The 26,440-nt window shown below is 65.0% G+C and carries 23 protein-coding genes; 8 read left to right on the forward strand and 15 right to left on the reverse strand.

Annotation, left to right across the window (positions count from 1 at the left end):
- Positions 1-2 precede the first annotated feature (2 nt).
- Positions 3-1,004, forward strand: coding sequence for an MraY family glycosyltransferase (locus CIT39_RS23780; RefSeq protein WP_244607441.1), 1,002 nt, complete (start codon positions 3-5; stop codon positions 1,002-1,004).
- Here the strand turns inward: CIT39_RS23780 and CIT39_RS23785 are convergent.
- The 6 genes from CIT39_RS23785 to rfaD form a co-directional block, all read right to left on the reverse strand.
- Positions 992-1,939, reverse strand: a complete 948-nt coding sequence (locus tag CIT39_RS23785; protein WP_094972413.1) for an NAD-dependent epimerase/dehydratase family protein — start codon at positions 1,937-1,939, stop codon at positions 992-994. The two genes, CIT39_RS23780 and CIT39_RS23785, sit on opposite strands and share 13 nt — an antisense overlap.
- Positions 1,936-3,156: a glycosyltransferase family 4 protein gene (locus tag CIT39_RS23790; RefSeq protein WP_162308644.1), complete on the reverse strand. Its 1,221-nt coding sequence runs from the start codon at positions 3,154-3,156 to the stop codon at positions 1,936-1,938. Before CIT39_RS23790 ends, CIT39_RS23785 begins: the two co-directional genes overlap by 4 nt.
- A gap of 2 nt (positions 3,157-3,158) precedes the next feature.
- Positions 3,159-5,072: an SDR family NAD(P)-dependent oxidoreductase gene (locus CIT39_RS23795; RefSeq protein WP_162308645.1), complete on the reverse strand. Its 1,914-nt coding sequence runs from the start codon at positions 5,070-5,072 to the stop codon at positions 3,159-3,161.
- Between the two features lie 84 nt (positions 5,073-5,156).
- The gene (locus CIT39_RS23800) at positions 5,157-6,443 is read right to left on the reverse strand and encodes an O-antigen ligase family protein (RefSeq protein ID WP_094972416.1); all 1,287 of its coding nucleotides are present in this window, start codon (positions 6,441-6,443) and stop codon (positions 5,157-5,159) included.
- The gene (gene rfaE1 / locus CIT39_RS23805) at positions 6,440-7,924 is read right to left on the reverse strand and encodes a D-glycero-beta-D-manno-heptose-7-phosphate kinase (protein ID WP_094972417.1); all 1,485 of its coding nucleotides are present in this window, start codon (positions 7,922-7,924) and stop codon (positions 6,440-6,442) included. The genes CIT39_RS23800 and rfaE1 overlap by 4 nt, the downstream gene beginning before the upstream one ends.
- A gap of 12 nt (positions 7,925-7,936) precedes the next feature.
- The gene (gene rfaD, locus CIT39_RS23810; RefSeq protein WP_094972418.1) at positions 7,937-8,917 is read right to left on the reverse strand and encodes an ADP-glyceromanno-heptose 6-epimerase; all 981 of its coding nucleotides are present in this window, start codon (positions 8,915-8,917) and stop codon (positions 7,937-7,939) included.
- A 159-nt stretch (positions 8,918-9,076) separates the two neighbouring features.
- Between rfaD and waaF the strand changes: the two genes are divergently transcribed.
- The gene (gene waaF, locus CIT39_RS23815; protein ID WP_094972419.1) at positions 9,077-10,177 is read left to right on the forward strand and encodes a lipopolysaccharide heptosyltransferase II; all 1,101 of its coding nucleotides are present in this window, start codon (positions 9,077-9,079) and stop codon (positions 10,175-10,177) included.
- A gap of 169 nt (positions 10,178-10,346) precedes the next feature.
- Here the strand turns inward: waaF and CIT39_RS23820 are convergent, their stop codons facing one another.
- On the reverse strand, positions 10,347-11,384 hold the full coding sequence (locus CIT39_RS23820; protein ID WP_094972420.1) for a glycosyltransferase family 4 protein: 1,038 nt from the start codon (positions 11,382-11,384) through the stop codon (positions 10,347-10,349).
- Positions 11,385-11,509: 125 nt separating this feature from the next.
- Between CIT39_RS23820 and galE the strand changes: the two genes are divergently transcribed.
- From galE to CIT39_RS23835, 3 genes are all read left to right on the forward strand, one after another.
- Positions 11,510-12,523, forward strand: a complete 1,014-nt coding sequence (gene galE / locus CIT39_RS23825; protein WP_094972421.1) for a UDP-glucose 4-epimerase GalE — start codon at positions 11,510-11,512, stop codon at positions 12,521-12,523.
- A 118-nt stretch (positions 12,524-12,641) separates the two neighbouring features.
- Positions 12,642-14,444, forward strand: a complete 1,803-nt coding sequence (locus tag CIT39_RS23830; RefSeq protein WP_094972422.1) for an ABC transporter ATP-binding protein — start codon at positions 12,642-12,644, stop codon at positions 14,442-14,444.
- A gap of 35 nt (positions 14,445-14,479) precedes the next feature.
- Positions 14,480-15,181, forward strand: coding sequence for a fumarylacetoacetate hydrolase family protein (locus tag CIT39_RS23835; protein WP_028137558.1), 702 nt, complete (start codon positions 14,480-14,482; stop codon positions 15,179-15,181).
- 67 nt (positions 15,182-15,248) lie between these two features.
- Here CIT39_RS23835 and CIT39_RS23840 read toward each other — a convergent pair whose 3' ends face one another.
- From CIT39_RS23840 to CIT39_RS23855, 4 genes are all read right to left on the reverse strand, one after another.
- Positions 15,249-15,707, reverse strand: coding sequence for a YybH family protein (locus CIT39_RS23840; RefSeq protein WP_094972423.1), 459 nt, complete (start codon positions 15,705-15,707; stop codon positions 15,249-15,251).
- Between the two features lie 10 nt (positions 15,708-15,717).
- On the reverse strand, positions 15,718-16,647 hold the full coding sequence (locus CIT39_RS23845) for an aspartyl/asparaginyl beta-hydroxylase domain-containing protein (protein ID WP_094972424.1): 930 nt from the start codon (positions 16,645-16,647) through the stop codon (positions 15,718-15,720).
- Positions 16,648-16,791: 144 nt separating this feature from the next.
- Complete coding sequence (locus tag CIT39_RS23850; RefSeq protein ID WP_014493894.1) at positions 16,792-16,947, reverse strand: hypothetical protein; 156 nt, start codon at positions 16,945-16,947, stop codon at positions 16,792-16,794.
- 144 nt (positions 16,948-17,091) lie between these two features.
- Entirely contained in the window at positions 17,092-18,015 is a 924-nt protein-coding gene (locus CIT39_RS23855; RefSeq protein WP_094972425.1) for a LysR family transcriptional regulator, read from the reverse strand.
- Positions 18,016-18,228: 213 nt separating this feature from the next.
- On the opposite strand from CIT39_RS23855, the gene CIT39_RS23860 reads away from it, so the two are divergent.
- Genes CIT39_RS23860 through CIT39_RS23870 form a run of 3 tightly spaced genes read left to right on the forward strand, consistent with a single transcriptional unit; the run spans position 18,229 to position 20,461 of the window.
- Entirely contained in the window at positions 18,229-18,939 is a 711-nt protein-coding gene (locus CIT39_RS23860; protein WP_094972426.1) for an SDR family NAD(P)-dependent oxidoreductase, read from the forward strand.
- Positions 18,940-18,955: 16 nt separating this feature from the next.
- Positions 18,956-19,189: a tautomerase family protein gene (locus CIT39_RS23865; protein WP_162308646.1), complete on the forward strand. Its 234-nt coding sequence runs from the start codon at positions 18,956-18,958 to the stop codon at positions 19,187-19,189.
- A gap of 30 nt (positions 19,190-19,219) precedes the next feature.
- The gene (locus CIT39_RS23870; protein ID WP_094972428.1) at positions 19,220-20,461 is read left to right on the forward strand and encodes a YbfB/YjiJ family MFS transporter; all 1,242 of its coding nucleotides are present in this window, start codon (positions 19,220-19,222) and stop codon (positions 20,459-20,461) included.
- Between the two features lie 18 nt (positions 20,462-20,479).
- On the opposite strand, the gene CIT39_RS23875 is transcribed toward CIT39_RS23870, so the two are convergent.
- The 4 genes from CIT39_RS23875 to CIT39_RS23890 all read right to left on the reverse strand — a co-directional run bounded on the left by CIT39_RS23875 (position 20,480) and on the right by CIT39_RS23890 (position 26,333).
- Positions 20,480-21,940: a flavin-containing monooxygenase gene (locus tag CIT39_RS23875; RefSeq protein ID WP_094972543.1), complete on the reverse strand. Its 1,461-nt coding sequence runs from the start codon at positions 21,938-21,940 to the stop codon at positions 20,480-20,482.
- Between the two features lie 156 nt (positions 21,941-22,096).
- A complete protein-coding gene (gene ahcY / locus CIT39_RS23880; protein WP_094891516.1) occupies positions 22,097-23,518 on the reverse strand; it encodes an adenosylhomocysteinase in 1,422 nt (473 codons plus the stop codon).
- A 200-nt stretch (positions 23,519-23,718) separates the two neighbouring features.
- Positions 23,719-24,915, reverse strand: coding sequence for a methionine adenosyltransferase (gene metK, locus CIT39_RS23885; RefSeq protein WP_094972429.1), 1,197 nt, complete (start codon positions 24,913-24,915; stop codon positions 23,719-23,721).
- 62 nt (positions 24,916-24,977) lie between these two features.
- Entirely contained in the window at positions 24,978-26,333 is a 1,356-nt protein-coding gene (locus tag CIT39_RS23890) for a hypothetical protein (RefSeq protein WP_094891512.1), read from the reverse strand.
- Positions 26,334-26,440 lie beyond the last annotated feature (107 nt).

Below are 26,440 nucleotides of genomic sequence, written 5' to 3' on the forward strand. Positions count from 1 at the left end.
CCGTGCCGACGATCGTAGCCTCGCTGCTAGCCGTTACGATCGCCGCACTGATCTCGGCGCTCATCACCTGGATCAGCCGCCCCCTGCTGCAGCGCTACGCACTGGCACGCCCGAATGCGCGTTCCTCGCATCGTATCCCCACCCCGCAAGGCGCGGGCATCGCCGTGATCGCGGCGACGCTCGTCGTTGCATTGGTGTTGGCGGCCTGGATTAACGTCGCGATTCCGCCGGCGCTGGTCATTGCCACCGTCGTCATTGCGCTGGTCGGGTTCGCCGACGACATCGTCTCGCTGCCGGTGCTGGTGCGGCTCGTGCTGCAGGCCGCCTGCGTCAGCGCTGTCGTCTTCACCGCGCCTGACGATGCGCGCATCGTGCCGGCGGTGCCGCTGGCACTGGAGCGCGGCCTCATCGTGCTCGCCGGTGTCTGGTTCGTGAACCTCGTCAATTTCATGGACGGGCTCGACCTGATGACGGTGGCGGAAGTGGTGCCGGTCACAGCCGCGCTGTTGCTGCTCGGGCTCTTCGGCGACCTCTCGCCGTCAGCGGCGCTGCTCGCCACCGCGCTGTGCGGGGCCATGCTCGGCTTTGTGCCGTTCAACAAGCCGGTCGCAAAAGTGTTCCTGGGCGATGTCGGCAGCCTGCCGATCGGCCTTTTGCTCGGCTGGTGCCTGCTGGAACTCGCCTGGCACGGACAGCCCGCCGCGGCGCTGCTGCTGCCGGCTTATTATCTTGCGGATTCCACCATCACGCTGTTTCGGCGCATCGCGCGGCGCGAACCATTCTGGTGGGCGCACCGCACGCACTTCTATCAGCGCGCCACCGACAACGGCTTCACGGTCAAGCAGGTGACCGCCGAGGTGTTCGCGCTCAATCTCGTGTTGGCCTTGCTTGCCGTCGTCAGTGTTCGCGCCGGCTCGATGCCGGTCACGATCGTCTCCCTGTTCGCAGGCGCGGCCGCAGTCGCCTTCGTGCTGCGGCGGTTCGCGCGCCCTCAGGCGTCCTGAGCCGCCAGCGCCAGCCGCAGCCCCTCGTCGAGGGAGACCTCCGGCTGCCAGCCGGTCGCGAGCGCCTTGGAGATGTTGAGCTCGAGCGAGCCGATCAGGCTGTCATGCGTATCCTGCCGGCCCATCACGCTGAGCAGCGTGCTGAGCACGCCCGACGGCACGCCGAACAGCCGCCGCCCCTTGCCGGACGCTTCGGCCAGCCGTGTGATGAATTCGGGCGTCGAGACCTGCTCCCTGTCGGCGACGAGGAAGATCTCGAAATTGCTGACGGGATCGGGATGGCCGAGCCGGTGCAGGATGAACGACGACAGGTTCTGCACGGCAAGGAAGGCGCGCTGGTTGCGGATCGCGGCAAAGGGCAGCGGCACCCCGAGATGGACCGCGCGCGTCAGCAGCGCGAAATTGCCCTTGGCGCCCGCGCCATAGACCAGCGGCGGCCGGATCACCGAGATATTCATGTCGTTGTCGCGCGCCAGCGTCCTCAAGCCCGCCTCGGCCGCAGCCTTGGACATGCCGTAGAGGCCGCGCGGCGTCAGGATGTCGTCCTCGCTGAACGGCGGGCGGCCCTCATTGCTGCGGCCGTGCACCAGAACGGTACTTACGAAGATGAACTGGCGCACGCCGGCCGTCGCCGCGCAACGCGCCAGATGCAGCGTGCCGGCGATATTGACGTTGCGGTAGAGCTGGACCGCGTGCTCCTCGTTCTTGTGATGCACGCGCGCGGCGAGATGGACGACGACGTCGACGCCTTCCAGCGCGGCCTGCCAATCGGTCTCCGGACCGATCGTCTCGATCACGACCTCGTCGTCGACACCTTGCGGGCTGCGGACCGCGCGGCAGACCGACCATCCCTCGCGCGCCAGCGCAGGCGCGACGTGACGGCCGACGAAACCACTCGCCCCCGTCACCAGCACGACCGGCTTCTTCTCGTTCATCGTTGCTCCGAAAGGTGCGGGGTGCGCAGCAATTCGTCGATCACGCCGGCATAGGCGTTCATCGCCGTCGCCCGGTCGAATCGCGCCGCCGTCTTCACCGCGCGCGCCGCAATCGCATCGTCGTCGGAACGGGACGCGGTGCGGATCGCCGCGGCGAGCTGGTCCGGGCGGCCCGGCGTCACGACCCAGCCAAGCCCGTTCTCCACCACCGTCAGGGCCGCCTCGGCCTCCGGCTCGGAGACCAGCAGCACGGGACGGCCGACCGCCAGCAGATTGTAGAACCGGCTCGGCACCGACACCCCCGCCACGTCCTTCCGGTACGGAATGATCCAGAGATTGGCCGCCGCCAGGAACGCCTCGAGCTCGGTATCCGCGACGCGCGCCACAAAGGAGACATTGGAGAGGTTTGCTTCGGCCTGCAACTGCTTCAGCCGCTCGAATCCGATGCCCCAGCCGGACAGCAGGAAGTGAATGTCGGCCTCGTCCTTTAGAAGCCGCGCCGCCTCGAACACGATCTCCGGATCATGGGTGAAACCGAGATTGCCCGACAGGCCGACGATGAAGCGCGCGGAAAATCCTTTGCGGAACGGGTTGTCCGAATTGACCGGCCGCGGCGCGGGCACGAGCGTCGCCCAGTTCGGGATGAAGCGGATCTTGTTCCGCGTCATTCCGGCATAGCTCAGCAACGGCCGCTCCGCATCGCGGCCGATGGTGATGACGGCATTGAGCGCGCGGAACATCAGGCTGTTGACAGCGCGCATCGTTCGCGTCACGAGCGAGCCCGGCTTCAGCAGGCCCGCCATCACCAGCACGTCGGGAAACAGATCGTGCATGATCAGCGCCGAGCGCGCGCCCTTGAACCTGGCTGCCGCCGCCACCGCGTAAGGCAGCATGAACGGGGCGGTGACCGTGAGCACGACGTCACCTCGCCTCAGCTCCCGCATCAACGCGACGAACGTGCGCGCCGCGAACAGCAGTTCCGACAGCCCGCGCCGCACCAGCGCCGCCTTGCCCGCCATGCGGTTCTTGATTGCGACCACGCGCGGCTTGCCCGGTCCGGTCTGCGAGGCCGGCGATGCGCCCGGCCAGCCCGAGAGCACGACGACCTCGTGCTCGATGGCGAGACGGCAGGCGATCTCGGCCATGATCGCCGCCGTCGTGCTCGTATCCGGCGGATAATGCTGGCTCGCGACGACGATCTTGCCTCGAGGCTGCATGGTCAGGCCGCGGTCGACCCGAATTCGGGCACCGCATCCTTCAGGATGGTCCTGATGGTGGCGCGATCGTCGCGCGCGATCGCCTGCTCCAGCGCCACGATCCATTTGCGCAGCGTCTGCATCGGCGGCTCGTTCGGCTGCGCGGCCATGATGCCGGCGACGCCGATCTCGCGGGTCGGCTCCTCGGTGGCGAACAGGATCTCGTGCAGGCGCTCGCCCGGCCGCATGCCGGTGAACACGATCTCGATGTCGTAGCCGGGCTGCAGTCCGGAAAGGCGGATCATGCGCTCGGCGAGATCGACGATCTTCACCGGCTGGCCCATGTTGAGCACGTAGACCGAGACGTCGGGACGGTGCGTTCCGAGCGCATGCGTGGCCGCGGTGATGACGAGATCGCAGGCTTCGCGGATGGTCATGAAGTAGCGGACCATGTCGGGATGCGTCACCGTCACCGGGCCGCCGGCCTCGATCTGGGCCTTGAATTTCGGAACCACCGAGCCGTTCGAGGCCAGCACGTTGCCGAACCGGACCGAGATCAGCCGCATCGGAGACCTGGCGCCGCCGCTATCTGCCGCAAGGTCGTGATCCAGCGCCTGGCAGTACATCTCCGCGAAGCGCTTGGTCAGGCCGAGCATCGACACCGGCTCGATCGCCTTGTCGGTCGAAATCATCACCATGGCTTCGGCGCCGGCGGCAACGGCGGCATCCGCGACGTTGATCGAGCCGAAAATGTTGGTCTTGACGCCCTCGCTCCAGTCACGCTCGAGGATCGGCACGTGCTTGAGCGCAGCGGCGTGGAACACGATGTCCGGCTTGAACCCGGCCATCAGGCGCATGATGCGCTCACGGTCGCGGATGTCGGCGATTCGCCCCTCGACCTCGGCGGCGGCGCCTCGCGCGGCAAGCGCCTCCGTGATGGCATAGAGCGCGGGCTCGGAGTTTTCCACGATCAGGAGCCGCGCGGCGCCGAAGGCGACGACGCGCTCGCAGATCTCCGACCCGATCGAGCCGCCGCCGCCGGTGACGATCACCGCCTTGCCGTTGATCAGCGCTTCCAGGCGCGCATAGTCGATCGTCTCGCTCGGCCGCAGCAGGAGGTCCTCGACCGCGACGGCGGTGAGCCGCGGCGCATCGCCACTCTCGAGCGAGGGCATCCGGTTGACGATCACACCCAGCTTGCGCGCCCGCATCAGGATCGATTCCGGACGCGCTTCCGGCTCGAATGCCGACGGCGTCATGACGAGGCGCGCGATCGGCTTGTTGCGCTTGGCGAAGTCGGCGACGACGTCCTCGACGTCGTCGAAGCCGCCGAGCACCGGCACGTTGCGGATGAACTGACCTCGATCCGAGATCGACGGCGACAGCACGCCGACCGGCCAGATGCGCTTGATCGCGCCGCTCTCGATGCCGCGCAGGAGCACCTCCGCATCCGCGGCGCGACCGATCAGCAGCGTCGGCGCGGCCTCCTCGCCCCTGGCGTGACGCCGCACCCGCGTGTAGCGGAAGTAGCGGTAGGTCATGCGCAACGCGCTGAGGAAGGAGATCTCGAGGAACCAATAGAGGACGATCGTCACCTTGCCGAGGAAGAAGGCGCCGCGGACGTTGGGGGCGACGAAGATGTAGTCGAGTATGAGCAGGGCGACCGTCAGCACGGTCGCGACGCGGATGATGTTCAGCGCGTCAGGCAGCGAGATGAAGCGCCATTTCGTCGTGGTCAGGTTGAAGATGAAGAACACGACCACGCTGAAGGCGAGGAAGTAGGGCAGGATCTGGAACAGCAGCGGCAGCCGGTCGTAGAAGCCGTCGCCACCCTCGAATCGCAGATAGAAGGCGGCAAAAAGCGCCGCCGCGGTCGCCAGCAGGTCGTGGAGCGCGATCAGGAAATTGCGCAAGGTGAGATGCGAAAGACGCGTCATCCGCCGACCGATGAAAACCCAGTTAGGTGCAACCTGACCGCGCTGATAGCCCATCTGGACAGGACTTGCCAGCCGCGCGGCCGCTCAGGAACCGGCTTCCCCCATCTTCGCCTGGGGCTGTTGTGCCCGGAGCACCATGCCGCCGGCAACGCCGACCCCGATGACGTACATCCAGCCCTCGTGGAAGTCGAACAGATGGGAGTTGAACAGCGAGGTGAAGACGTTCTGCACCACCACCAGGAGCCCGATCCAGTTCGCGAGCCCGTCGCCGCGAAACAACCGCAGGTGCAGGATCCAGATCGCGTAGAGAACGGCGATGCCGATCAAGCCCCATTGCACGGCAACGTTGAGCGTCTGGTTATGCGGGTTGCCGATCACCTCGGCGGAGGCCTGGTACAGACCGCCGGGCGTCGCGACCCGTTCGAACAATCCGCGCGTCGAGCCGGTGCCGTGTCCCTTGATCGGCGCCTCCGCGAAGAAGCCGAGCGACTTCCGCCAGAATTCGAGCCGCAGGCCGAGCGAGGTCGGCTCGCCCTTTTCGACATAGCGCGTGTAGTCGTCGGAAAACCTCTCGGCCGTATGGCGCAAATACGGCGAGGCCTGCCAGGCGAGGACGGCAACGGCGAGCAAACCTGCGGAGATGAGTGCGATGCTGCGCCCTTTGAGATGCAGCAGCGCGAACACGCCGAACATGATCGGGATGGTGACGAGCGCGGTACGTGACACCACCACGAAGGTCATGTTGACGAAGAATCCCAGTGCCAGTGCCGTCAGCAGCCCGGCGAGCCAGTATCGCTTCTCACGCAGCAGCATCACGATCGGATAGGCGAGCGCGACCGCGCACAGCGCGAATTCCTGGCTCTGGTCGATGTAATTCTTGACGAAGATGCCGCGCTCGGCCGGATCGGTCTTAAGCGCGAGGTTCGGATAGAAGGCGACCAGCCAGGACATCACCGACAACAGGGCGCAGGACACCAGGAAGGCGACGAATATCCAGCGGCCGCGCGGCGAACGCTCGAAATGATAGAGCAGCACCGGCAGCACCAGCAGCTTCATGGTCGGATTGACCGCATGGAGGCGCGCGCCCCAGGCCGCGTCCGACCACAGCGTCCCCACCAGCGCGAGGAGCACCAGCGCAATCGGAGCAAGACAGATCGGACGCTTCAGGGATTGCAGGAACGTGCGGACGTCGAGGAACGGCACCATGCAGAGCAGCATCAGCACGTTGAAGATGCCCGCCAGCGAGGTCGACCAGGGCAGCGAGGCCGCGGTCAGGATCGCAAATATATCGACGGTCTCGCGCCAGGCCGCCGGGCTGCGCAGGCGGCGAAGCATCATCTCGCCGGTCGTCTCGCGTGCCAGTGCCGTCACTTGCCCCCTCCCCGGGCGCGATCGACCAGCGCCGTCGTGCTGAAGCCCTGGAGGATGTCGACGAGCACGACCGTTCCACCCGCTTGCTCGACGACCTCGTGGCCGACCACCTGCTCCCGGGTGTAATCGCCCCCCTTCACCAGCACCCCGGGCTTGATCCGCGTGATCAGGTCGATCGGCGTGTCCTCCTCGAAGATGACGACGAGATCGACAGCCTCCAGCGCGGCGAGCACCTCGGCACGCGCGCGCTCGTCCTGGACCGGCCGCTCGGCGCCCTTGAGCCGCCGCACCGAAGCGTCGCTGTTGAGCCCGACGATCAAGCGGTCGCAAGCGGCGCGCGCCGCAGTCAGCACCTTGACGTGGCCGGGATGCAGGATGTCGAAGCAGCCATTAGTGAAGCCGACGCGCTGCCCTTGCTTTTGCCATTCGGCGAGCTGCGCATCGAGGGCGGCCGGCTCGAGCACGATCTTCTCTTCGGCCGCCAGCGTGGCATGCGGCAGGATCTTTCGGCGCAACTCGGCCGCACTCACGCTTGCGGTGCCCTGCTTGCCGACGGCAACGGCTGCAGCGGCATTGGCCATGCGCAACGCCGTATCCCAATCCGCGCCTGTCGCAAGCGCGACCGCGAGCGCGGCGGCGACGGTGTCACCGGCGCCGGAGACGTCGCGCACCTTGACCGGGAAAGCCGGAACGTGAACCGCTGCGCCATTGCGCGGCACCAGCGTCATGCCGTGCTCGCCTTGCGTAACCAGGATCGCCTCGCAATCGGCGAGCCGCATCACGTCCTCGCTGGCATCGACGATGCTCTGTGGCGTGTCGGCGCGGCTGCGCGTTGCTTCCGAGAATTCCTTGCGGTTGGGCGTGAGCAGCGTGGCGCCGCGATAGATCGCCCAGTTCAGGCTCTTGGGATCCACGATCACGGGCTTGCCGAGCTTACGCGCGGCGTCGATCGTGTGGCGGATGACGCGCGCCGTCAGCACGCCCTTGGCGTAGTCCGAGAGCAGCACGATGTCGGCGCGCGCGATCTGCGGCAGGATCGCCTCGATCAGCTTCGTCTCGATGTCATCGGACGCAGGCGCCGCCTGCTCCCAATCCGCGCGCAGCATATGCGTGGAAAAATGTTCGGAGACGAAGCGGACTTTTCGCGTGGTGGGCCGCGTGGGGTCGCGCACCAGCACGTTCTCGACGCCGGTAAGCTCATCCAGCGCCGCCTTGAGCCGTGCACCGGCATCGTCCTCGCCGACGAGGCCGACGAAGATACAGCGTGCGCCCAGCGAGGCGACGTTGCGCGCGACATTGCCGGCGCCGCCGATATGGATCTCGCTGCGCTGGGCTGTGATGACGGGCGTCGGCGCTTCCGGCGAGATCCGCGAGACCTCGCCGTACACGAACTCGTCCAGCATGATGTCGCCGATGCACAGCACCGTGCGGCCTGAGATGGCCTTCGCGAGGGCGTCGAAATCGAGAATGGGCGTCGGCATGGTGAAATGGCCTCAGCGGAAGCGGTCGGGCCGGTCGAGGTAATCCCCGACATAGGCCTTCACCGCATCCTCGAGCGTCGTGAAGCCGCCGTTATAGCCGGCGCGGTGGAGGCGATCGACCTCGCTCTGGGTGAAGTACTGGTAGGCCCCGCGGATCTGCTCGGGCATGTCGATATATTCGATGTTTGGCCTGGTGCCGAGCGCCGCATAGGCCGCCAACATCAGATCCCTGAAGCTGCGCGCCTTGCCGGTTCCGACGTTGAAGAGTCCGGACACCGATGGTGTCGCAAGCAGCCACATCACGACGCGCACGACGTCGTCGACATAGATGAAATCGCGGCGCTGATCGCCGTCGGCGATGCCCTCACGGTGCGACTTGAACAATTGCACGACGCGGCCTGCCTTGACGTCGTCGAAGCGCCGCGCCAGCACGCTCATCATCGAGCCCTTGTGATATTCGTTGGGGCCGAACACGTTGAAGAATTTCAGGCCAGCCCATTGCGGCGGGAGCTTCTCGCCACGCGCGGCACGTTCGGCGACCGCGAGATCGAACATGTGCTTGCTCCAGCCGTAGAGATTCATCGGCCGCAGTTTCTTCAGTGCCGGCAGCGAGCCGTCGTCGTCAAAACCCGCCTCGCCGTCGCCATAGGTCGCCGCCGAGGAAGCATAGATGAAGGGCACCGCGCTCGCCGCGCACCAATCGAGAAGGCGCATCGACAGGCGGAAATTGGTCTCGAACACGAGGTCGCCGTCGGTCGCAGTGGTCGCGGAAATCGCTCCGAGATGGATCACGGCGTCCAGCTTGCGGCCCTTCAGCCAGTCCATCAGCTCGGCCGGCGGGACGATATCCACAAGCTGGCGCTTGGCGAGGTTCCGCCACTTCCCCTCGTTACCGAGGAAATCGCAGACCACGACGTCACTGCGGCCGGCGTCATTGAGCGCGGCCACGGCATTCGACCCGATAAAACCGGCCCCGCCGGTCACCAGCAACATTCAGAAATCCCTGCCCGATCTTTGCGGCCCGGTCCTGCCGTAGCGCATGAGCCGCCAAAGTGTAAGCGGTTTTGGGATTGAACGGTCTGCCGGCTTTACCTGCCGGCCCGGAGCGGCTACCGAACCGCCATAATCGGATCGCATCGGCCCTATCAACAAATGAATAAAGATTCGGAATTTAGTGGAGATGCCGATCGGGACGACACACGCCCGATCCTGATCATTCCCTACATGTGGATCGGTGATTTCGTGCGGAATCACACCGTGGTCCGCGTCCTGAAGGAGCGCTGGCCCAACCGGCCGGTCGATCTGCTCACCACATCCCTGTGCGCCCCGCTGGTCGATTACATGCCCGGCGTGCGCGCGGGGATCGTGTGGGACCTGCCCCGCGGCCGCCTCGCCATCGCCCGCCAGTTCGCCTTGGGGAAACTGCTGCGCGAACGGAACTACGGCACCGCCTTGGTGCTGCCGCGGACCTGGAAGGCGGCCATTGCGCCGGCGCTGGCCGGTATCCCTGAACGGGTCGGCTTCGTCGGCGAATTCCGGTTCGGCCTGCTCAACCGCTGGCGCTGGGGCGAGAAGAAGCTGCCCCGCTTCATCGACAAGAATGCCGCCCTCGCCCAGCCTGATGGCGCGCCCCTGCCTCCGGAATGGCCGGTGCCGCAATTGCGGGTCCCGGTCGAGGACATCGTCCGTTGGCGGCAGGCCAACGGCCTCAGCGCCGGCGCCGCGGTGGCGCTGGCGCCCGGCTCGGTCGGCGTCTCAAAGCGCTGGACCTACTATCCGGAGGCCGCTCGGCTGCTGGTCGAGCGCGGCCTCGAGGTCTGGGTGGTCGGCGGCCCCGCGGAAAAGGGGCTGGCCCAGGAGATCGTCGCGGCGGGCGGCTCCGGGACCGCTGGCGGCCCGGGGACCGCTGGCAGCCCGGGGGTCCGCGACCTCACCGGCAACGATTTGCGCAACGGCGTGCTGGCCATGGCCGCCGCCGGTGTCGCCATCTCCAACGATTCCGGCCTGATGCACATTGCAGCTGCGCTGGGCACGCCCACCATGGGCATCTTCGGCCCGACCAGCCCCTATCTCTGGGCCCCGCTCAACGGCCTCGCCGCCACCGTGGTGCAGGACAAGGAAAAGCTGTCCTGCCAGCCCTGCCAGAGCACGATCTGCAAGATGAACGACCACCGCTGCATGCGGAATATCGCGGCGAGCGAGGTGGTGGGGATCGCGCAGCGGGTGTTGGAGACATCGCGCGCGGCGACATGAGATGCTGGTCTCTTGAGACTATCGATTTCCGCCGGTGTTTTCCAAACGTATCGACGGGCGCCAAGATTCGAGCCGCCGCGCCGGCATCCAAGCCGTTGATTTCACTACGACCATCTACTGTGCATGGGGTTGTTTTCGCTAAATTTGCGTAGGTCCGCGGCGCCAACCCTCACAGCAGCGGCCGATAGACCTCGCCGATCCGCGCCGCTTCCGCATCGAGGCTGAATTTTTCGAGCACCCGGGCCCGGCCCCGCTCGCCCATCGCCGTCGCGGCGTCGACATCGCGCATCAGGGGCTCCAGCGCTGCTACAAGCGCATCCGCATCACCCGAGGGGATCAGCACGCCGCTCACGCCATCCTCGACCACCAGCTCGGCCGCGCCGGCGCGTGCGGCGACGAGCGCGCTGCCGGCCGCCATCGCCTCGATCAGCGTCAGGCCAAAACCTTCGTTGCGCGAGGTGAAGGCGTAGATCGTCAGTCGCTGATACCAGCGCTGCACCGCTTCGATCGGCAGCTCGCCGGTGATGACGATGCGCGATTGCAGGCCGGCTGCTTCGATCCGCTTTTTCAGGTCATTGGCAAAGGAGGTCTGCTCGGCCGTGACCTGACCAACGATCACGGCGGTGAAATCGGGATAGCGCGGCAGCAGCCGGCACATCGCATCGACGAACACATCGGTGCCCTTCTGCGCGCGCACGCGGCCGAAGCAGCCGATGGCGTAGCGGCCCGGCAACGCGGCTTCCGCGAAGGCCGCGGCGCGATCGTGCGGGGGCGCATAGACATCGGTGTCGACGCCGTGTGGGATGACCGTCGCCTTCACCTTCAGGAACGAGGCCGAGATGTCCGACGTCGCGATGATCGCGTCCATGCGCCGGATCAGCCAGCGCGTGATCCAGCTGTGATGCCGCTGCGCCGCCGAGGTGAACACGAGCTTCAACCGCCAGCCGAGCGCACGCAGCACGACGCCCGCGATCATCTCGTTGTTGCGCCGCGCGTGCCAGATCAATGGCGCCTTGCGGCGCCACAGCTTCAGAAAATCGGCAACACTCAGGCGCGCGATCCCGGCCGGCGCGTGCGAGCCGAACCAGGCGGCGCGGTACAGTTTCGCCAGCCGCAGCGCCACCATCCGGTTGGTCGCGGTGACCCCGGAATAGCGCCTGTGCAGATTTGGCACGATCACTTCGAGATCGCCCAGGGGATTCGCCACGTCACGCTCCGTTTCGGAAACCCCCTATACGCAACATTAAGCATAGTGACCAGTTCAGCCACGCCGAAACCCCTCTTCACCGCGCAAACGTTAACTTGGCGCGTTGATCGAAGACGGGTGAGATCATGACTGTGCTAGTCACCGGCGGCGCCGGCTATATCGGAAGTCATACGGTCCTCGCGCTGGCGGAAGCCGGCGAGGACGTCGTCGTGATCGACGATCTCTCTACCGGTTTCTCCGCCTATCTGCCCGAGGGCGTGCCGCTGTTCATTGGCGATGCCGGCGACGAGAACCTGCTCGAAGGCGTGATCGCGCAGCACAACATCGAGAGCATCATCCATTTCGCCGGCTCCGTCGTCGTGCCGGATTCGATGCGCGATCCGCTCGGCTACTATCGCAACAATTTCACGACCGCGCGCAATCTGCTCAACGTCGCGGTCAAGCGCGGCATCAACCGCTTCATCTTCTCGTCGACCGCCGCCGTCTACGGCAATCCGGACCAGGTGCCGGTCCCCGAACACGCGCCGACGCGGCCGCTGTCGCCCTACGGCTCGTCGAAGCTGATGACCGAGATCATGCTGCACGACGTCGCCGCCGCCTACGGCATGCAGTACGTCACCCTGCGCTATTTCAACGTCGCCGGCGCCGACCCGCAGGCCCGCATCGGCCTTGCCACCGCCGGCGCCACGCATCTGCTCAAGATCGCGGTGGAAGCTGCGACCGGCCAGCGCGCCAAGATCGACGTGTTCGGCACCGACTATCCGACCCCCGACGGCAGTTGCATCCGCGACTTCATCCACGTCACGGACCTCTCGCAGGCGCATCGCTCGGCGCTGGCGTACCTGCGCAACGGCGGCGCCTCGACGACGCTTAATTGCGGCTACGGCCGCGGCTATTCGGTGCTGGAGACCATCGACGCCGTGCGGCGGGTGTCGGGCCGCAGCTTCGCCGTGCAATACGCCCCGCGCCGGCCCGGCGACATCATGACCATGGTCGCCGACACCAGCCGCATCCGCGGCCTGCTCGAGTGGAAGCCGCAATACGACGACCTCGAGACCATCGCCGCGCACGCCTTGGCGTGGGAGGACAAGTTGTTCCACGAGCGCCATGGCGAGCTCCGCCACGCCGCCTCGGCCTAGATTCCCTCTGAGCGCAAGCCCTTAATTGGGCTTGAAAAACTCCGCTTGAGCGGGCACAGAGGCCGTTCGATCCCTGACGCGCGGGCAGGCTTTGTCCCGTGCCGTCAATGGACTGCGGATGGCCCAGTTTCCAAAGAAAATCACCGACGATCCCTATGCGGCAATGGTTCTGGTTCGCCGCCTGGTCACGGAACAGGGGGTCGTCTATTGGCGGCGCTACCTCGTCGCCTTCGCGTTGATGGCGCTTGCCGCCGGATCGACCGCGGGCGCGACCTACGTGCTGGGCCAGGTCATCAACCAGGCTTATGTCGACAAGAACATCCCGGGCATCGCGATGTTCTCGGGCATCACGGTGATCCTGCTCTTCATCAAGGGCGTGGCGACCTACGGCCACATGGTGATCCTGACCAAGATCAGTAACGCCATCCTCGCCACCAACCAGCGGCAATTGTTCGCCAAGTTGATGCGCGAGAGCGTCGGTTTCTTCTCCGAACGGCATTCGTCCGAATTTCTGGCGCGGCTGACGGCCGGCGCGAAATCCATCACCGACGTCCTCAACATGCTGGTCAACGCGGTCGGCCGCGACCTCATGATGCTTCTCGCCATGATCGGCGTGATGGTGTGGCAGGACCCGGTGATGTCGTTCATCGGCCTCGTCGTGGTGCCGCCGGCGATGCTGGTGCTGCGCAAGCTGGTCAAGCGCATCAAGGGTCTCGCTTTCAACCAGTTCACCGGCACCGCCGACATCATGGAGACGATGCAGGAATCGCTGCAGGGCATCCGCACCGTCAAGGCGTTCACGCTCGAAGACACCATGCAGAAGCGCATCGACGAGAACATCGCGATCGTCGAGCGCAACGCCAACAAGATGGCGCGCGTCGCCAACCGCTCCAACCCGCTGATGGAGATGCTCGGCGGCTTCGCGGTCGCCGGCTGCCTGATGTACGGCGGCTATGCCGTGGTCGCACTCAACGCCACGCCCGGCGCCTTCTTCTCCTTCATGACCGCCTTCCTGATGGCGACCGAGCCGGCCAAGCGGCTGGCGCGGCTGAACATCGACCTCAACAGCCAGCTCGTCGGCGCCCGCATGCTGCTCGAGATCATCGACAGCCCGGCGAGCGAGCACTCCGACGACGACAAGCCGGCGCTGAAGCTCACCGACGCGCGGATCGAGCTGCGCGACGTCAGCTTCTCCTATCGCTCGGGCGAGACCGTGCTCAACCGCATGAGCTTCGTAGCGGAGCCCGGCAAGGTCACCGCGCTGGTCGGCCCGTCCGGCGGCGGCAAGTCCACTGTGCTGGCGCTGTTGCTGCGCTTCTACGAGGTGACGCAGGGCGACATCGCGATCGACGGCCAGTCGATCGGTGCGATCTCTCGCAAATCGCTGCGGGCGCAGACCGCCTATGTCGGGCAGGACGTCTATCTGTTCCGCGACACCATCCGCAACAACATCGCGTTCGGCAAGCCGGGCGCGACCGAGAACGAAATCGTCGACGCCGCCAAGGCAGCCTGCGCGCATGATTTCATCATGGGCTTCCCGCTCGGCTACGACACGCCGGTCGGCGAGCACGGCACCCAGCTGTCAGGCGGACAGCGCCAGCGCATCGCCGTGGCGCGCGCGCTGCTCAAGAACGCACCGATCATCCTGCTTGATGAGGCCACCGCCGCACTCGATTCCGAATCCGAACGGCAGGTGCAGGAGGCGATCGAGCATCTCTGCCAGAACCGCACCACCATCGTGATCGCGCATCGCCTGCACACCATCATGCACGCAGACAGCATCCTTGTGATCGAAGGCGGCGAAATCGTCGAGCAGGGCCGGCACGACGAGCTGCTCCGCCGCGGCGGGCGCTATGCCTCATTCTTCCGCCTGCAACATCACGATGCCGGCGCTCTGGCGCCGATCAGCGCAACCGCATAGAGTTCCCTGTCAACCTCAAGAGCCGCGAGACCCGCATGAACGCCGCCTCCTACGTCATCCCGCTTCCACCCCAGGCTTCGCTTCCCGTCGTCGGCGAAAGCGGCCGTTATCCGGTGCGCCGCATCTGGTGCGTCGGCCGCAACTATCTCGAGCACATCCGCGAGATGGGCAATGACGAGCGTGCCCCGCCGTTCTTCTTCGCCAAGCACGCCGATATGCTGGTGCCCGATGGCGCCACCATTCCCTATCCACCACTGACCAAGGATTTGCATCACGAGGTCGAGCTGATCGTCGCGATGAAGAGCGGCGGACTCAACATCCCCGCCGACAAGGCGCTGGATCACGTCTACGGCTATGCCGTCGGCATCGACCTCACCCGCCGCGACCTCCAGATCGCCTCGCGCAAGAAGGAGCGTCCCTGGGAGATCGGCAAGTCGTTCGACGGCTCCGCTCCGTGCTCCGCGATCCAGCCGGCCTCCAAGATCGGCCATCCCGCCAAGGGCAAGATCTGGCTCACGGTCAACGGCAAGGAGGCTCAGAAGGGCGACCTGACCGAGCTGATCTGGAACGTGCCCGAGATCATCTGGCAGCTCTCGCAGCAGGTGAAGCTCGCCGCCGGCGACATCATCATGACCGGCACGCCCGCCGGAGTGTCGCAGCTCCAGCCCGGCGACAAGCTCGAATGCGGCGTCGACGGCGTCGGCACGCTGAAGGTCAGCATCGGCCAGCCGGAATAGGCTGCACGACATCTCGAAAATCAAAAGGCCCCGGACATATCCGGGGCCTTTTTGATTCCGATCACATCTACCAGGCTTTTACCGGTCGATTGGCGTGGCTGGCCTGCGGCACACCACGATTGAGTGACATGTGCGAATGCACGCACAGCCAGCCATCACCTTCTCTCGAAAACACCATCGTCGCGCGACCAGGGCGCGGAAACGCGCTGCCATCGGCATGATAGCCCGTGCTCGTCCACGGCGCGATGACCGTCGCCATCATGCCGTCGGGGGATGCCAGGATCGAAACTTGCTCGAGCACGAAACGGAAGTCACTCGTCTTGGGCCAGACGTTATCCCATTGCGAAGTGACCCATTGGTCGAGGCCGGGGATGACATCGTTATGCGTGCCGAAGGCCAGCACGTCGGAATGGAATAGCGGCCGCGCCGACGCATAGTCGACCTCGCGGACATAGCCTGCGAAGGTTTCCAGCCACCGGCGGAAGAACTGCACGATCTCGGTGTCCGCAAGCGGCAAGGAAGCCATTGTGCGCCGACTACCTCAACGCCGAAAACACAATGAGGCCGAGGATCAGCGCCGTCAGCGAGTACTTCAGCGTGTAGTAGACGTTGCGGTTCCACGCCTTGACCTTGCGGCTGGCGAGATGGATCTCGTAGAGCTTGCCGAACACCTTGTTGAGTAAGCCGACATTCTCGCCCTCGACGTTCTGGGTCGCCGACGCCTTGACGATGTGATGGCTGACCCAGCGGTTGATCGCGGTCATGAAGCCATACTTCATCGGGCGCTCGACGTCGCAGAACAGGATGATGCGGTTGACGTCGGTGGCGTTCTCGGCGCTGTGGATGAAGGTCTCGTCGAACATGAAGGCCTCGCCGTCGCGCCAGACGCATTCGACGCCGTCGACCAGGATGCGGCACTTGTTCGAGTTCGGCGTGACCAGGCCGAGGTGATAGCGCAGCGAGCCGGCAAAGGGATCGCGGTGCGCGCCGAGCTTGCCGCCCGGCGGCAGCATCGCGAACATCGCCCCATGCACGCTCGGGATCGACTTGAGCAGCTCCACCGTCTTCGGGCACAGCGTGTTCGCCGACGGCAGGAAGTCGTCGTACCATTTCAGGTAAAACCGCTTCCAGCCGCTCTTGAAGAACGAGTAGAAGCCCCAGTCGTTGTTCTTCGCGGCCGCGCGGATGAAACCTTCGTCGAACAGACGCACGGCCTCGTCGCGGATCGTTTCCCAGTTCTCGCTGAGGGGTTTCAGCTCGGGAAACTGCTCGACCGGGATCACCGGTTTGTTCGGAACGGCAGAGCCGGCGTACATCAGCACATTGTAGGGGGCGAGGTAGGTCGAGTGATCGCCGAGCTGGCGCGCAAAGCGCAGCCGCTGCTTGCCGCGGAAGTGAACGTAAATCGTGGAGGCCGCCAGCACATACAAAATGACAAGTTGCGGCGCAAAAAGCTGTTTCACCATTTCCCCAGCTCCCAACTGACCCAGCCGGGAACGTGATTTACCTCGGCCCGGCCCGAGCGGCAAGATATTCACCGCTGGGTTGCAATCACGCTGGGGAGAACGGCGGTGCGGAACCTGGGTTGAAACTGGCCGAAACGAGCTGAATCACGCCCGGGACAGCGCCTGGAGACCCTTGAAGGTCAGGCGCTTGGGATCCGTGACGCCGGCGAGATAGAGCCGGCGGATGAAGGCGATGACGGCGTCGCGGTCGCAATCGGTCAACGCGACGACGGCGTCGACCGCGATCTTCTGGGCTTCCATTGGGCTCACCTCGGCCTTGCGAGTAACCCGGCCAAGACAGGCTAGGACTCACCGGTTAATCCGGCGTTAACCGTTCGGGCAGCATGGCTGATTCAGCCCGGTGCCCGTATACGCAAAACAACGCATTGCCGAGGGTGCAGCGGCTCATCGCGCAGCCATGCTCTTCTTGAGCTGGGCAAATTGCTTCTTCAGCCGCGGCACCGCAAAGTCGGTGAAGGCACGCACCTTGGGCACCGAAAGCCTGCCCTGCGGGCAGATCAAATGCGCGGGCATCTCCGGATCCTCGTCGCCGGCCAGTACGATCTCGAGCTCGCCGCGCGCGACCTGCTCTGCCACCTGGTAGGAATACATCCGCGCCACCCCGCGCCCGGCCACGGCGGAGGCCACCGCCGCATAAGTGCTGTTGACGACGAGGCGCGGAGTAAACTGCACCGTCCGGGCCGCCGACGAGCCGGCCTGCGGCACAAAGGTCCAGGAGTTCGGAAGATGCGCCATTGCCACGATCTGATGCTTGGCAAGATCGCCGGGCTCGGTGATGCGCGGGTGCTGCTTGAGATAGCGCGGCGCCGCCACGACGACGCGGCTGATCTCGCCGACCCGCATCGCCACCATCGTTGAATCCGCGAGAGGCCCGATGCGGAGCGCGATATCGACGCCTTCCTCGATCAGGTTGACCGCACGGTCGAACAGCAGAAGCTTTGCCGACACCGTCGGATAGGAATCGAGAAACGCATCGAGGATCGGCCGCAGTACCATCTCGCCAGACACAACAGGGGCGGTGATCGTGAGCAGGCCGCGCGGCGCCGTGCGCGGTCCGGCGGCAATGTCGTCGGCCTCCTCCAGCTCCGCGAGTACGCGGCGGCAGATCGCGAGATAGCGCTCGCCCTCCTCGCTCAGCTTGATCGATCGTGTCGTCCGGTGCAGCAGCTCGGCGCCGACCCGCTCTTCCAGGAAAGCGATGGCGCGGCTGACCGCTGCCGGTGAGCGGCCAAGCTTGCGCCCTGCGGCCGCGAGGCTTCCCTCGTCCACCGCGAGGACGAACACATTCATCGCATCCAGACGATCCATGCCTTCCCGTCGCCCCATCAAATTCCGGTGACAAGCTAGGCGTTCGTCTCCGCCGCGACAACTGCCGCCAAGGCCAGATCCGGCATTCGTTCGCGCCACGTAACAGTGTCTGCCGGACAACGTGTATTCGCAGCCGGGCCGCTGGAGCGTACCTCACACCCGAGGCCAGCCGCTGCTGGCTCAGGTTCTGGAAGCCAACAACAGGAGCCCGTCATGGGTATCGAACAGAAGGTCGCCATCATCACCGGAGCATCGCAGGGCATCGGCGCCGCCCTGGTCAAGGGTTTTCGTGATCGCAACTACCGCGTCGTGGCAACGGCCCGCTCCATCAAGCCGTCGGGCGACGACGATGTTCTCGCCGTTCCCGGCGACATCTCGGATAGAGCCACCGCCGAGCGCGTGGTCTCGCAAGCCGTCGCCCGCTTCGGCCGAGTCGACACGCTGGTGAACAATGCCGGCATCTTCGTCGCAAAGCCGTTCACGCAGTACACGGCCGAAGACTATGCGGCGGTGATGGGGACCAATGTCGCAGGTTTCTTCAACGTCACGCAGCTCGCCATCGCCGAGATGGAAAAGCAGGGTTCTGGCCACGTCGTCCAGATCACCACCACCCTGGTCGAACAGGCGAACTCGAACGTCCCCTCGGTGCTGGCCTCGCTGAGCAAGGGCGGACTGAGCGCCGCGACCAAGTCGCTCGCGATCGAATATGCCAAGCGCGGCATCCGCGTCAACGCGGTCTCCCCCGGCATCATCAAGTCGCCGATGCATCCGGTCGAGACGCATGCCCAGCTCAGCGCGCTGCACCCGGTCGGCCATATGGGCGAGATGTCCGACATCGTCGATGCCGTGCTCTATCTCGAGGGTGCTTCCTTCGTCACCGGCGAGATCCTGCATGTCGACGGCGGCCAGAGCGCCGGCCACTGAGCCGAGGATAAACACGATGCCCATCGTCACCATTCAAGTGACCCGCGAGGGAACGACGCCGGGAGCGGCGTCGATCACGGCGGAGGAAAAGGCCGCCCTGATCAAGGGATCGAGCCAGCTGTTGCTCGACGTGCTCGGCAAGCCGCTCGATTCCACCTTCGTCGTGATCGAGGAAGTCGACCTGGATAATTGGGGCTGGGGCGGCCTGCCCGTGCCTGAATTCCGGCGCCGCCGCGCCCAGACCGGATGATCCGCGCGCCATTGCGCGCAGGAGGATGAGATGACCAACGCAGATACGAAGCAACACATCGAGACCCGGCTGCACCCGCAGCCGGGATCAGACTCAAGGTCAACTTCACAAAGAACCTGGCGATATGCCGTGGCGGGCTTGTCCGCGTCATTGGTCGGCCTTGGCCTCGCGCGCTTTTCCTATACCCCGCTGATCCCGGCCCTGATCGCTGCAAAATGGTTCAGCGCATCAGACGTCGTCTATCTCGGTGCGGCGAACCTTGCCGGCTATCTCGCCGGCGCGCTCGCCGCACGGGCTGTCGCTTCGCGCATCGGCGCGGTCCCTGCGCTGCGAGCGATGATGCTGCTGGCGACCCTCTCCTTCTTCGCCAGTTCGGCACCGGTGTCGTTTACCTGGTTCTTCGCCTGGCGCTTTCTGTCAGGTCTCACCGGCGGCATCATCATGGTGCTGGCGGCTTCCGTCATTCTGCCGCACACCTCACCCGCACGGCGCGGCATCGTCGGCGGCGTGATCTTTGCCGGCGTCGGCCTCGGCGTCGCAGCATCGGGCACGCTGGTGCCGCTCTTGTTGCAACAGGGCCTGCAGCAGAGCTGGTATGGCCTTGGCGCGCTCTCGGCCCTCCTCACGCTCGCGAGCTGGTGGAACTGGCCTGCTGACGCCAAGGGCAATGCGGCTCCTTCGCATCAGGCAAAGCCCCATCGAGCCTCGCCCGCCGCCCGCGCGCTGCTGGTCCAATACGGTCTCAACGCGGTAGCGCTGGTGCCGCACATGGTTTTCATCGTCGACTTCGTGGCCCGTGGCCTTGGCCAGGGAATTGCCGCGGGATCGCACTACTGGGTGCTTTACGGCCTTGGCGCGATCGTCGGTCCGCTCGCCACCGGCCATCTCGGTGACCGGTCCGGATTTGGACCGGCATTGCGCGCGGCCTTCCTGATCGAGGCGGCCGCTGTGCTGCTGCCGACCGTCAGCACCGCGCCGGTTTCGCTGATCGTATCGAGTGTTGTGGTCGGCGCCTTCACGCCGGGCATCGTGCCCCTGGTGCTCGGTCGCATCCACGAACTCGTGCCGCATTCGGCCGAACAACAGCGCGCGACCTGGAGCCACGCCACTACGAGCTTTGCGCTGTTCCAGGCCGCAGCGGCCTACGGGTTCTCGTGGATCTATGCGCAGACCGGTGGCGACTATCTGGTCCTGTTCGGACTCGGCGGTGCGGCGGTGGTGCTGGCACTGGCGATCGACCTTGCACTGGCACTTACCACACGCAAGGCATGAGCATAGGCGGCGATGCGATCAGGAATATCGCATCACGCCGTCGTCGATCCGGCCGAAGCGCAAGGAGACGATGTCGAGCGCGTAGTTCTGGTACAGCCGCCACGGCTGCTTCGAGCCCTGCTTCGGCATCTTGGCCACCGAACGCTGCACATAACCCGAGGTGAAGTCCAGCGAGGGCTGTGCCGTGATCTCCGGGTCGTCATTATGCGGCATGCACTGGCGGAAATTGTGCCGGTCCATGTAGTTGATGAGCCGGCAGACATATTCGCAGGTGAGGTCGCATTTCAGCGTCCAGGACGCATTGGTGTAGCCGAACGCCGAGGCCATGTTGGGCACGTCGGCATACATCATGCCCTTGTAGGTCAGCGTATTGGCGAAATCGACGGCACGGCCGTCGACACTGACGTCGAGACCGCCGACGACCTGCAGCACCAGCCCGGTCGCCGTCACGACGATGTCGGCGGCCAGTTCGCTGCCATCCTTCAGGCGAATGCCGTCGCTCGTGAACGTGTCGATCTCGCTGGTGACAACGGTGGCGCGCTGCTCGCGGATCGCCGCGAACAGATCGCCGTCCGGCACCAGGCACAACCGCTGGTCCCAGGGATTGTAGCGCGGCGTGAAATGGGTGGCGACGTCGTAGTCCGGGCCGAGCGCCATCTGCACGCCCTTGAGGACCAGCTCCTTGACCTTCGCAGGACGGCGCCGGCTAAGCTGGAAGAAGAACATTCCCCACATCACGTTGCGCCAGCGGATGACATGATAGGCAAGCCGCGTCGGCAAATTACGGCGGATCTTGTTGGCGACGGGATCCTGCGCCGGACGCGACACCACATAGGTCGGCGAACGCTGCAGCATGGTGACCTGTGCCGCCTTCTTGGCGAGCTCCGGCACCAGCGTCACCGCGGTCGCGCCCGACCCGATCACCACGACGCGCTTGCCCGCGTAGTCGATGTCCTCGGTCCATTTCTGCGGATGGACGATGCGCCCGGCGAAATCGGCGGAGCCCTTGAACTCCGGCGTGTAGCCCGCCTCGTATTTGTAATAACCCGAGCACATGAAGAGGAAATTGCAGGTGAAGCGCACCAGCTCGGTCGCGCCCTCCCCCGTGATGCGTTCAGCCTCGATGGTCCAGCGTGCGTCCGGCGTCGACCACGAAGCGCGCTTGACGCGATGGCGGAAGCGGATGTGCTTCTCGATGCCGTTCTCGGCCGCGGTCTCACGCACATAGTTCAGGATCTGCGGCCCGTCTGCGATCGCCTTCGGATCGGTCCACGGCTTGAAGGAATAGCCGAGCGTGAACATGTCGCTGTCCGAACGGATGCCGGGATAGCGGAACAGGTCCCAGGTGCCGCCGATGCAGTCGCGCCCCTCCAGAATGACGTAGCTCTTGCCCGGGCACTTCTTCTGCAAATGATAGCCCGCGCCGATGCCGGACAGGCCGGCACCGACGATGAGGACGTCGAAATGTTCTTGTTGCATGGTTTCCTCCGCCGGGCGGATTGTCGGACCGGCGCTGCTGGCCGTCAATTGGCAATCAGCGTGCAGCAACTGGAAAGCGAGTTGAATTCCATGCGCCGAAACGATGAAGCCCCGGATCGCTCCGGGGCTTCTTGCGTTCCTGACCGATGCTGCGTCTCAGTACCGGTAGTGATCGCTCTTGTAAGGACCTTCCTGCTTGACGCCGATGTAGTCGGCCTGGTCCTTGCGGAGCTCGGTGAGCTTGACGCCGATCTTGGCGAGGTGAAGACGCGCGACCTTCTCGTCGAGCGACTTCGGCAGCACATAGACCTCCTTCTTGTACTTGCCGTCCTTGTTGTTGGCGTAAAGCTCGATCTGCGCCAGCGTCTGGTTGGTGAAGGAGGCCGACATCACGAAGGACGGATGGCCCATCGCGTTGCCGAGGTTCACGAGGCGGCCTTCCGACAGCATGATGATGCGGTGCTTGTCGGGGAATTCGATCTCGTCGACCTGCGGCTTGATGTTGGTCCATTTCAGGTTACGCAGACCCGCGATCTGGATCTCGTTGTCGAAGTGACCGATGTTGCAGACGATGGCGCGATCCTTCATCGCGCGCATGTGCTCGATGGTGATGATGTCCTTGTTGCCGGTCGCGGTGACGAAGATGTCGGCGCGCGGCGCCGCGTCTTCCATGGTCACGACTTCGTAGCCTTCCATCGCGGCCTGCAGCGCGCAGATCGGATCGACTTCCGACACCATCACGCGGCAGCCGGCCTGGCGCAGCGAGGCCGCCGACCCCTTGCCGACGTCGCCGAAGCCGGCGACCATCGCGACCTTGCCCGACATCATCACGTCGGTGCCGCGGCGGATGCCGTCGACCAGCGATTCACGGCAGCCATAGAGGTTGTCGAACTTCGACTTGGTGACGCTGTCGTTGACGTTGATGGCGGGCCACAGCAGCGTACCGGCCTTCTGCATGTCATAGAGACGATGCACGCCCGTGGTGGTCTCTTCGGAGACGCCCTTGATGCTCTCGGCAATCGCGGCGAAGTAGCCCTTCGGCTTCTCCTTGAGCTGCTTCTTCAACAGCGCGAAGAAGACTTCCTCTTCTTCCGAACCGGGCTTGTCGAGGAAGGCGGTATCGCCCTTCTCGGCGCGCAGGCCGAGATGGACGTACATGGTGGCGTCACCGCCGTCGTCGAGGATCATGTTCGGGTGGCCGCCGCCGTGCCAGTCGAACAGTTTTGCGGTGTAGTCCCAGTACTCGGCCAGCGTCTCGCCCTTGACCGCGAACACCGGAATGCCGGCGGCTGCGATCGCCGCTGCGGCGTGGTCCTGCGTCGAATAGATGTTGCAGGAGACCCAGCGGATGTCGGCGCCGAGGGCCGCCAGCGTCTCGATCAGCACGCCGGTCTGGATCGTCATGTGCAGCGAGCCGGCGATGCGGGCACCCTTCAGCGGCTGCTTCGGGCCGTACTCCTCGCGGGTGGCCATCAGGCCGGGCATCTCAGTCTCGGCCAGCGAGAGCTCCTTGCGGCCGAAATCGGCGAGCGAAATGTCCTTGACGATGTAATCGGTGAAGCCGGGCTTCGCGTTCATGTCTGTTTCCTAATTTGTGGGTTCAGCGTCTCAGTGCAACGCAAGCTGAACGCTTCGTGTCGGTACTAACCCCTCTCCCCATTCTTATGCGGAGAGGGCTGGGGTGAAGGGGCTCTCTCCAAGCACCGAGCTTGCGGAGAGTCCCCCTCACCCGCCGCTTCGCGGCGACCTCTCCCCGCAAGCGGGGCGAGGTAAGAGCATCAGAGCGCGCGCTTGAGCTGCTCGACGAGGTCGGTCTTCTCCCAGGAGAAGCCGCCCTCGTTGTCGGGCGTGCGACCGAAATGACCGTAGGCCGAGGTGCGCGCGTAGATCGGGCGGTTGAGATCGAGATGGCTGCGGATGCCGCGGGGCGTCAGATCCATCGCTTGCGCCGCCGCCTTCTCGAGCTGGTCCTCCGACACCTTACCGGTGCCGTGGGTGTCGATGTAGATCGACAGCGGACGCGCCACGCCAATGGCGTAGGCGAGCTGGAGCGTGCAGCGGTCGGCAAGACCGGCGGCAACGATGTTCTTGGCGACGTAGCGCGCGGCATAGGCCGCCGAGCGGTCGACCTTGGTCGGATCCTTGCCGGAGAACGCGCCACCGCCATGCGGAGCCGCGCCACCGTAGGTATCGACGATGATCTTGCGGCCGGTCAGGCCGGTATCACCATCGGGGCCACCGATGAAGAATTTGCCGGTCGGGTTGATGTGCCAGATGGTCTTCGGCGTGATCCAGTCCTTCGGCAGCGCCTCGCGCACATAGGGCTCGACGATGTCGCGGATCTGCGTGGACGAGATGTCCTCGATCAGGTGCTGGTGCGAGACCACGATCTCGCGCACGCCGACCGGCTTGCCGTTCTCGTACTGCACGGTGACCTGGCTCTTGGAGTCGGGGCCGAGCACCTTCTCCTTGCCGGAGTGACGGGCTTCGGAGATCAGGCGCAGGATCTTGTGGGCGTAGAAGATCGGCGCCGGCATCAGATCGGGCGTCTCGTTGGTGGCGTAACCGAACATGATGCCCTGGTCGCCCGCGCCCTCTTCCTTGACCTCGCCCGGCTGAAGCGCATCGACGCCCTGCGCGATGTCGGCCGACTGCGGATGCAGGAGGATCTCGATGTCGCAGGTCTTCCAATGGAAGCCTTCCTGCTCGTAGCCGATATCCTTGATCGCGCCGCGGACGACGCCCTCGATCTGCTCATTGGTCACCGACTTCGGACCGCGGGTCTCACCGGCGATCACCACCTTGTTGGTGGTCGCGAGCGTCTCGCAGGCGGCGCGGATCTGCCAGGGGTCGATGCCGGCCTTCGGCCCTTCGCGGTAGAACAGATCGACGATCTCGTCGGAAATCCGGTCGCACACCTTGTCCGGATGACCCTCGGACACGGACTCGCTGGTGAAGAGATAGGACGCGCGCATCAGTAACCCCTTGTTCCGCCACTAAGCCGGCGGGCGTTTGCGATTTTTACCTGTGAATGAAGTCAATCACGCCGGCGCGAGATGACGTAGGATTCGTCGAGAAACCAGAGCCCATTGTACTTCCGCAGCACGTCCCTGGCGGCATCCAGAGTGCGGCCGTTTTGAGTCATTTCTGTCAACCGGTCGTCCTCAATCTGAGCGACATACACCGCCGCATTCCACGCTGCAAAGGCCGTCGAGGTTCCGATAGTGCCGGTTACCTCGTTGGGCAGCGCTTCCATATCATACCTGAAGATCGAGCGGTTATCCGCATATGCATTAAAATTTAAGTCGCGGCCCAACGAGCCAAGTTCATACTTAACGGCGCGCAATAGCTCATGACGGCTCACGGCGAAAGGATTTTCTCCGGGCCAGATCGCCTGGATCATTTCCATGCCCGGATCCTGGCCATGGGAGTGGATTCCGATCAATCGCCCTCCCGGCCGAAGCGCCTTTGCCAGGGGGGCGATGATCCGCTTGGCCCGGAAATTGACCGAGGACAGGGCCCGGTAGGGCTGGGACGCGATGACGAGGTCGAAATTGGCCTCGGTCTGGCCCGGCCGCGGAATGGTCGAATCCAGCAGGAATCGGTGATCCTCGCGGTAAAGCACGAGGACCACGGGCCGTTCGTACAGCGGCATGGCGGTGCGCGGGCTGATCGCGGCACGCCAGTTCTGCTCCAGGAATGGCCGGAGCTCGGCGATCTGCTGCTCGAATTCACCTGACGAGGCGCCCCGCAGCGGCACCTCGTGCCAGACGGTCGCCGCCGCCGCGGCTGGCGATGCCGGCGTCAGCCAGGGCGCCTCCGAGTAGAACATGTTGGTGAAGACGAACACCGACGCCGGATGCTCGAAAATGCGGTCCGGCACCTTCTCCAGCGTCAGGCGCAGATCCTCCAGGCTGAGCTCCTTGCCGGCAACGTAGAACGGCATGTGGGGGTAGCGCTGGTGCGTCGCGCGCAGCACCCGCGCCAGCACCGTGCCGTCGCCGACGCCGGCGTCGAACAGGCGCAGGGCCGGTGGGCGCGGATGGATGGAGGCGAGCTCCAGCGCGACCCTGTCGGCGACCACCCGCTTTTCGCTGCAGGTGTGGACGAACAGCAGGTATTTCTGCCGGTTCTCGAAGAAGCGGAAATTGCCGCGCGGGTCGCGCTTTTCGGGCGGCACCTGAAGCCCCCGCGGCGGCGGCACTCCCCCGGCCATCGATGCCGCCATATAGGCCTGGATCCGGTCCAGCGTGTCGATGGTGATGCGCTTGCCCTCGCGCAGGCGATGCACCAGCTTCCCATCGTTCACCGCGCGCCGGCCGAACGTCGATTCCGCCATGTCCGCCTTGCGGCAGAACTCGGTGATCTGGCTGAGGATTTCGTCGTTTTTCATGAGTGGGACGCGGTGGGCAGAAAAATTGGGCTTCGCCTCCTAGCAAAATCTGCCCACTAAAGGAATAGCAGCTGTCTGACTTTTCCTCGTCTGCTCACGCCAGCGTG

It is taken from the genome of Bradyrhizobium symbiodeficiens (genome assembly GCF_002266465.3).
GTDB classification, from domain to species: domain Bacteria; phylum Pseudomonadota; class Alphaproteobacteria; order Rhizobiales; family Xanthobacteraceae; genus Bradyrhizobium; species Bradyrhizobium symbiodeficiens.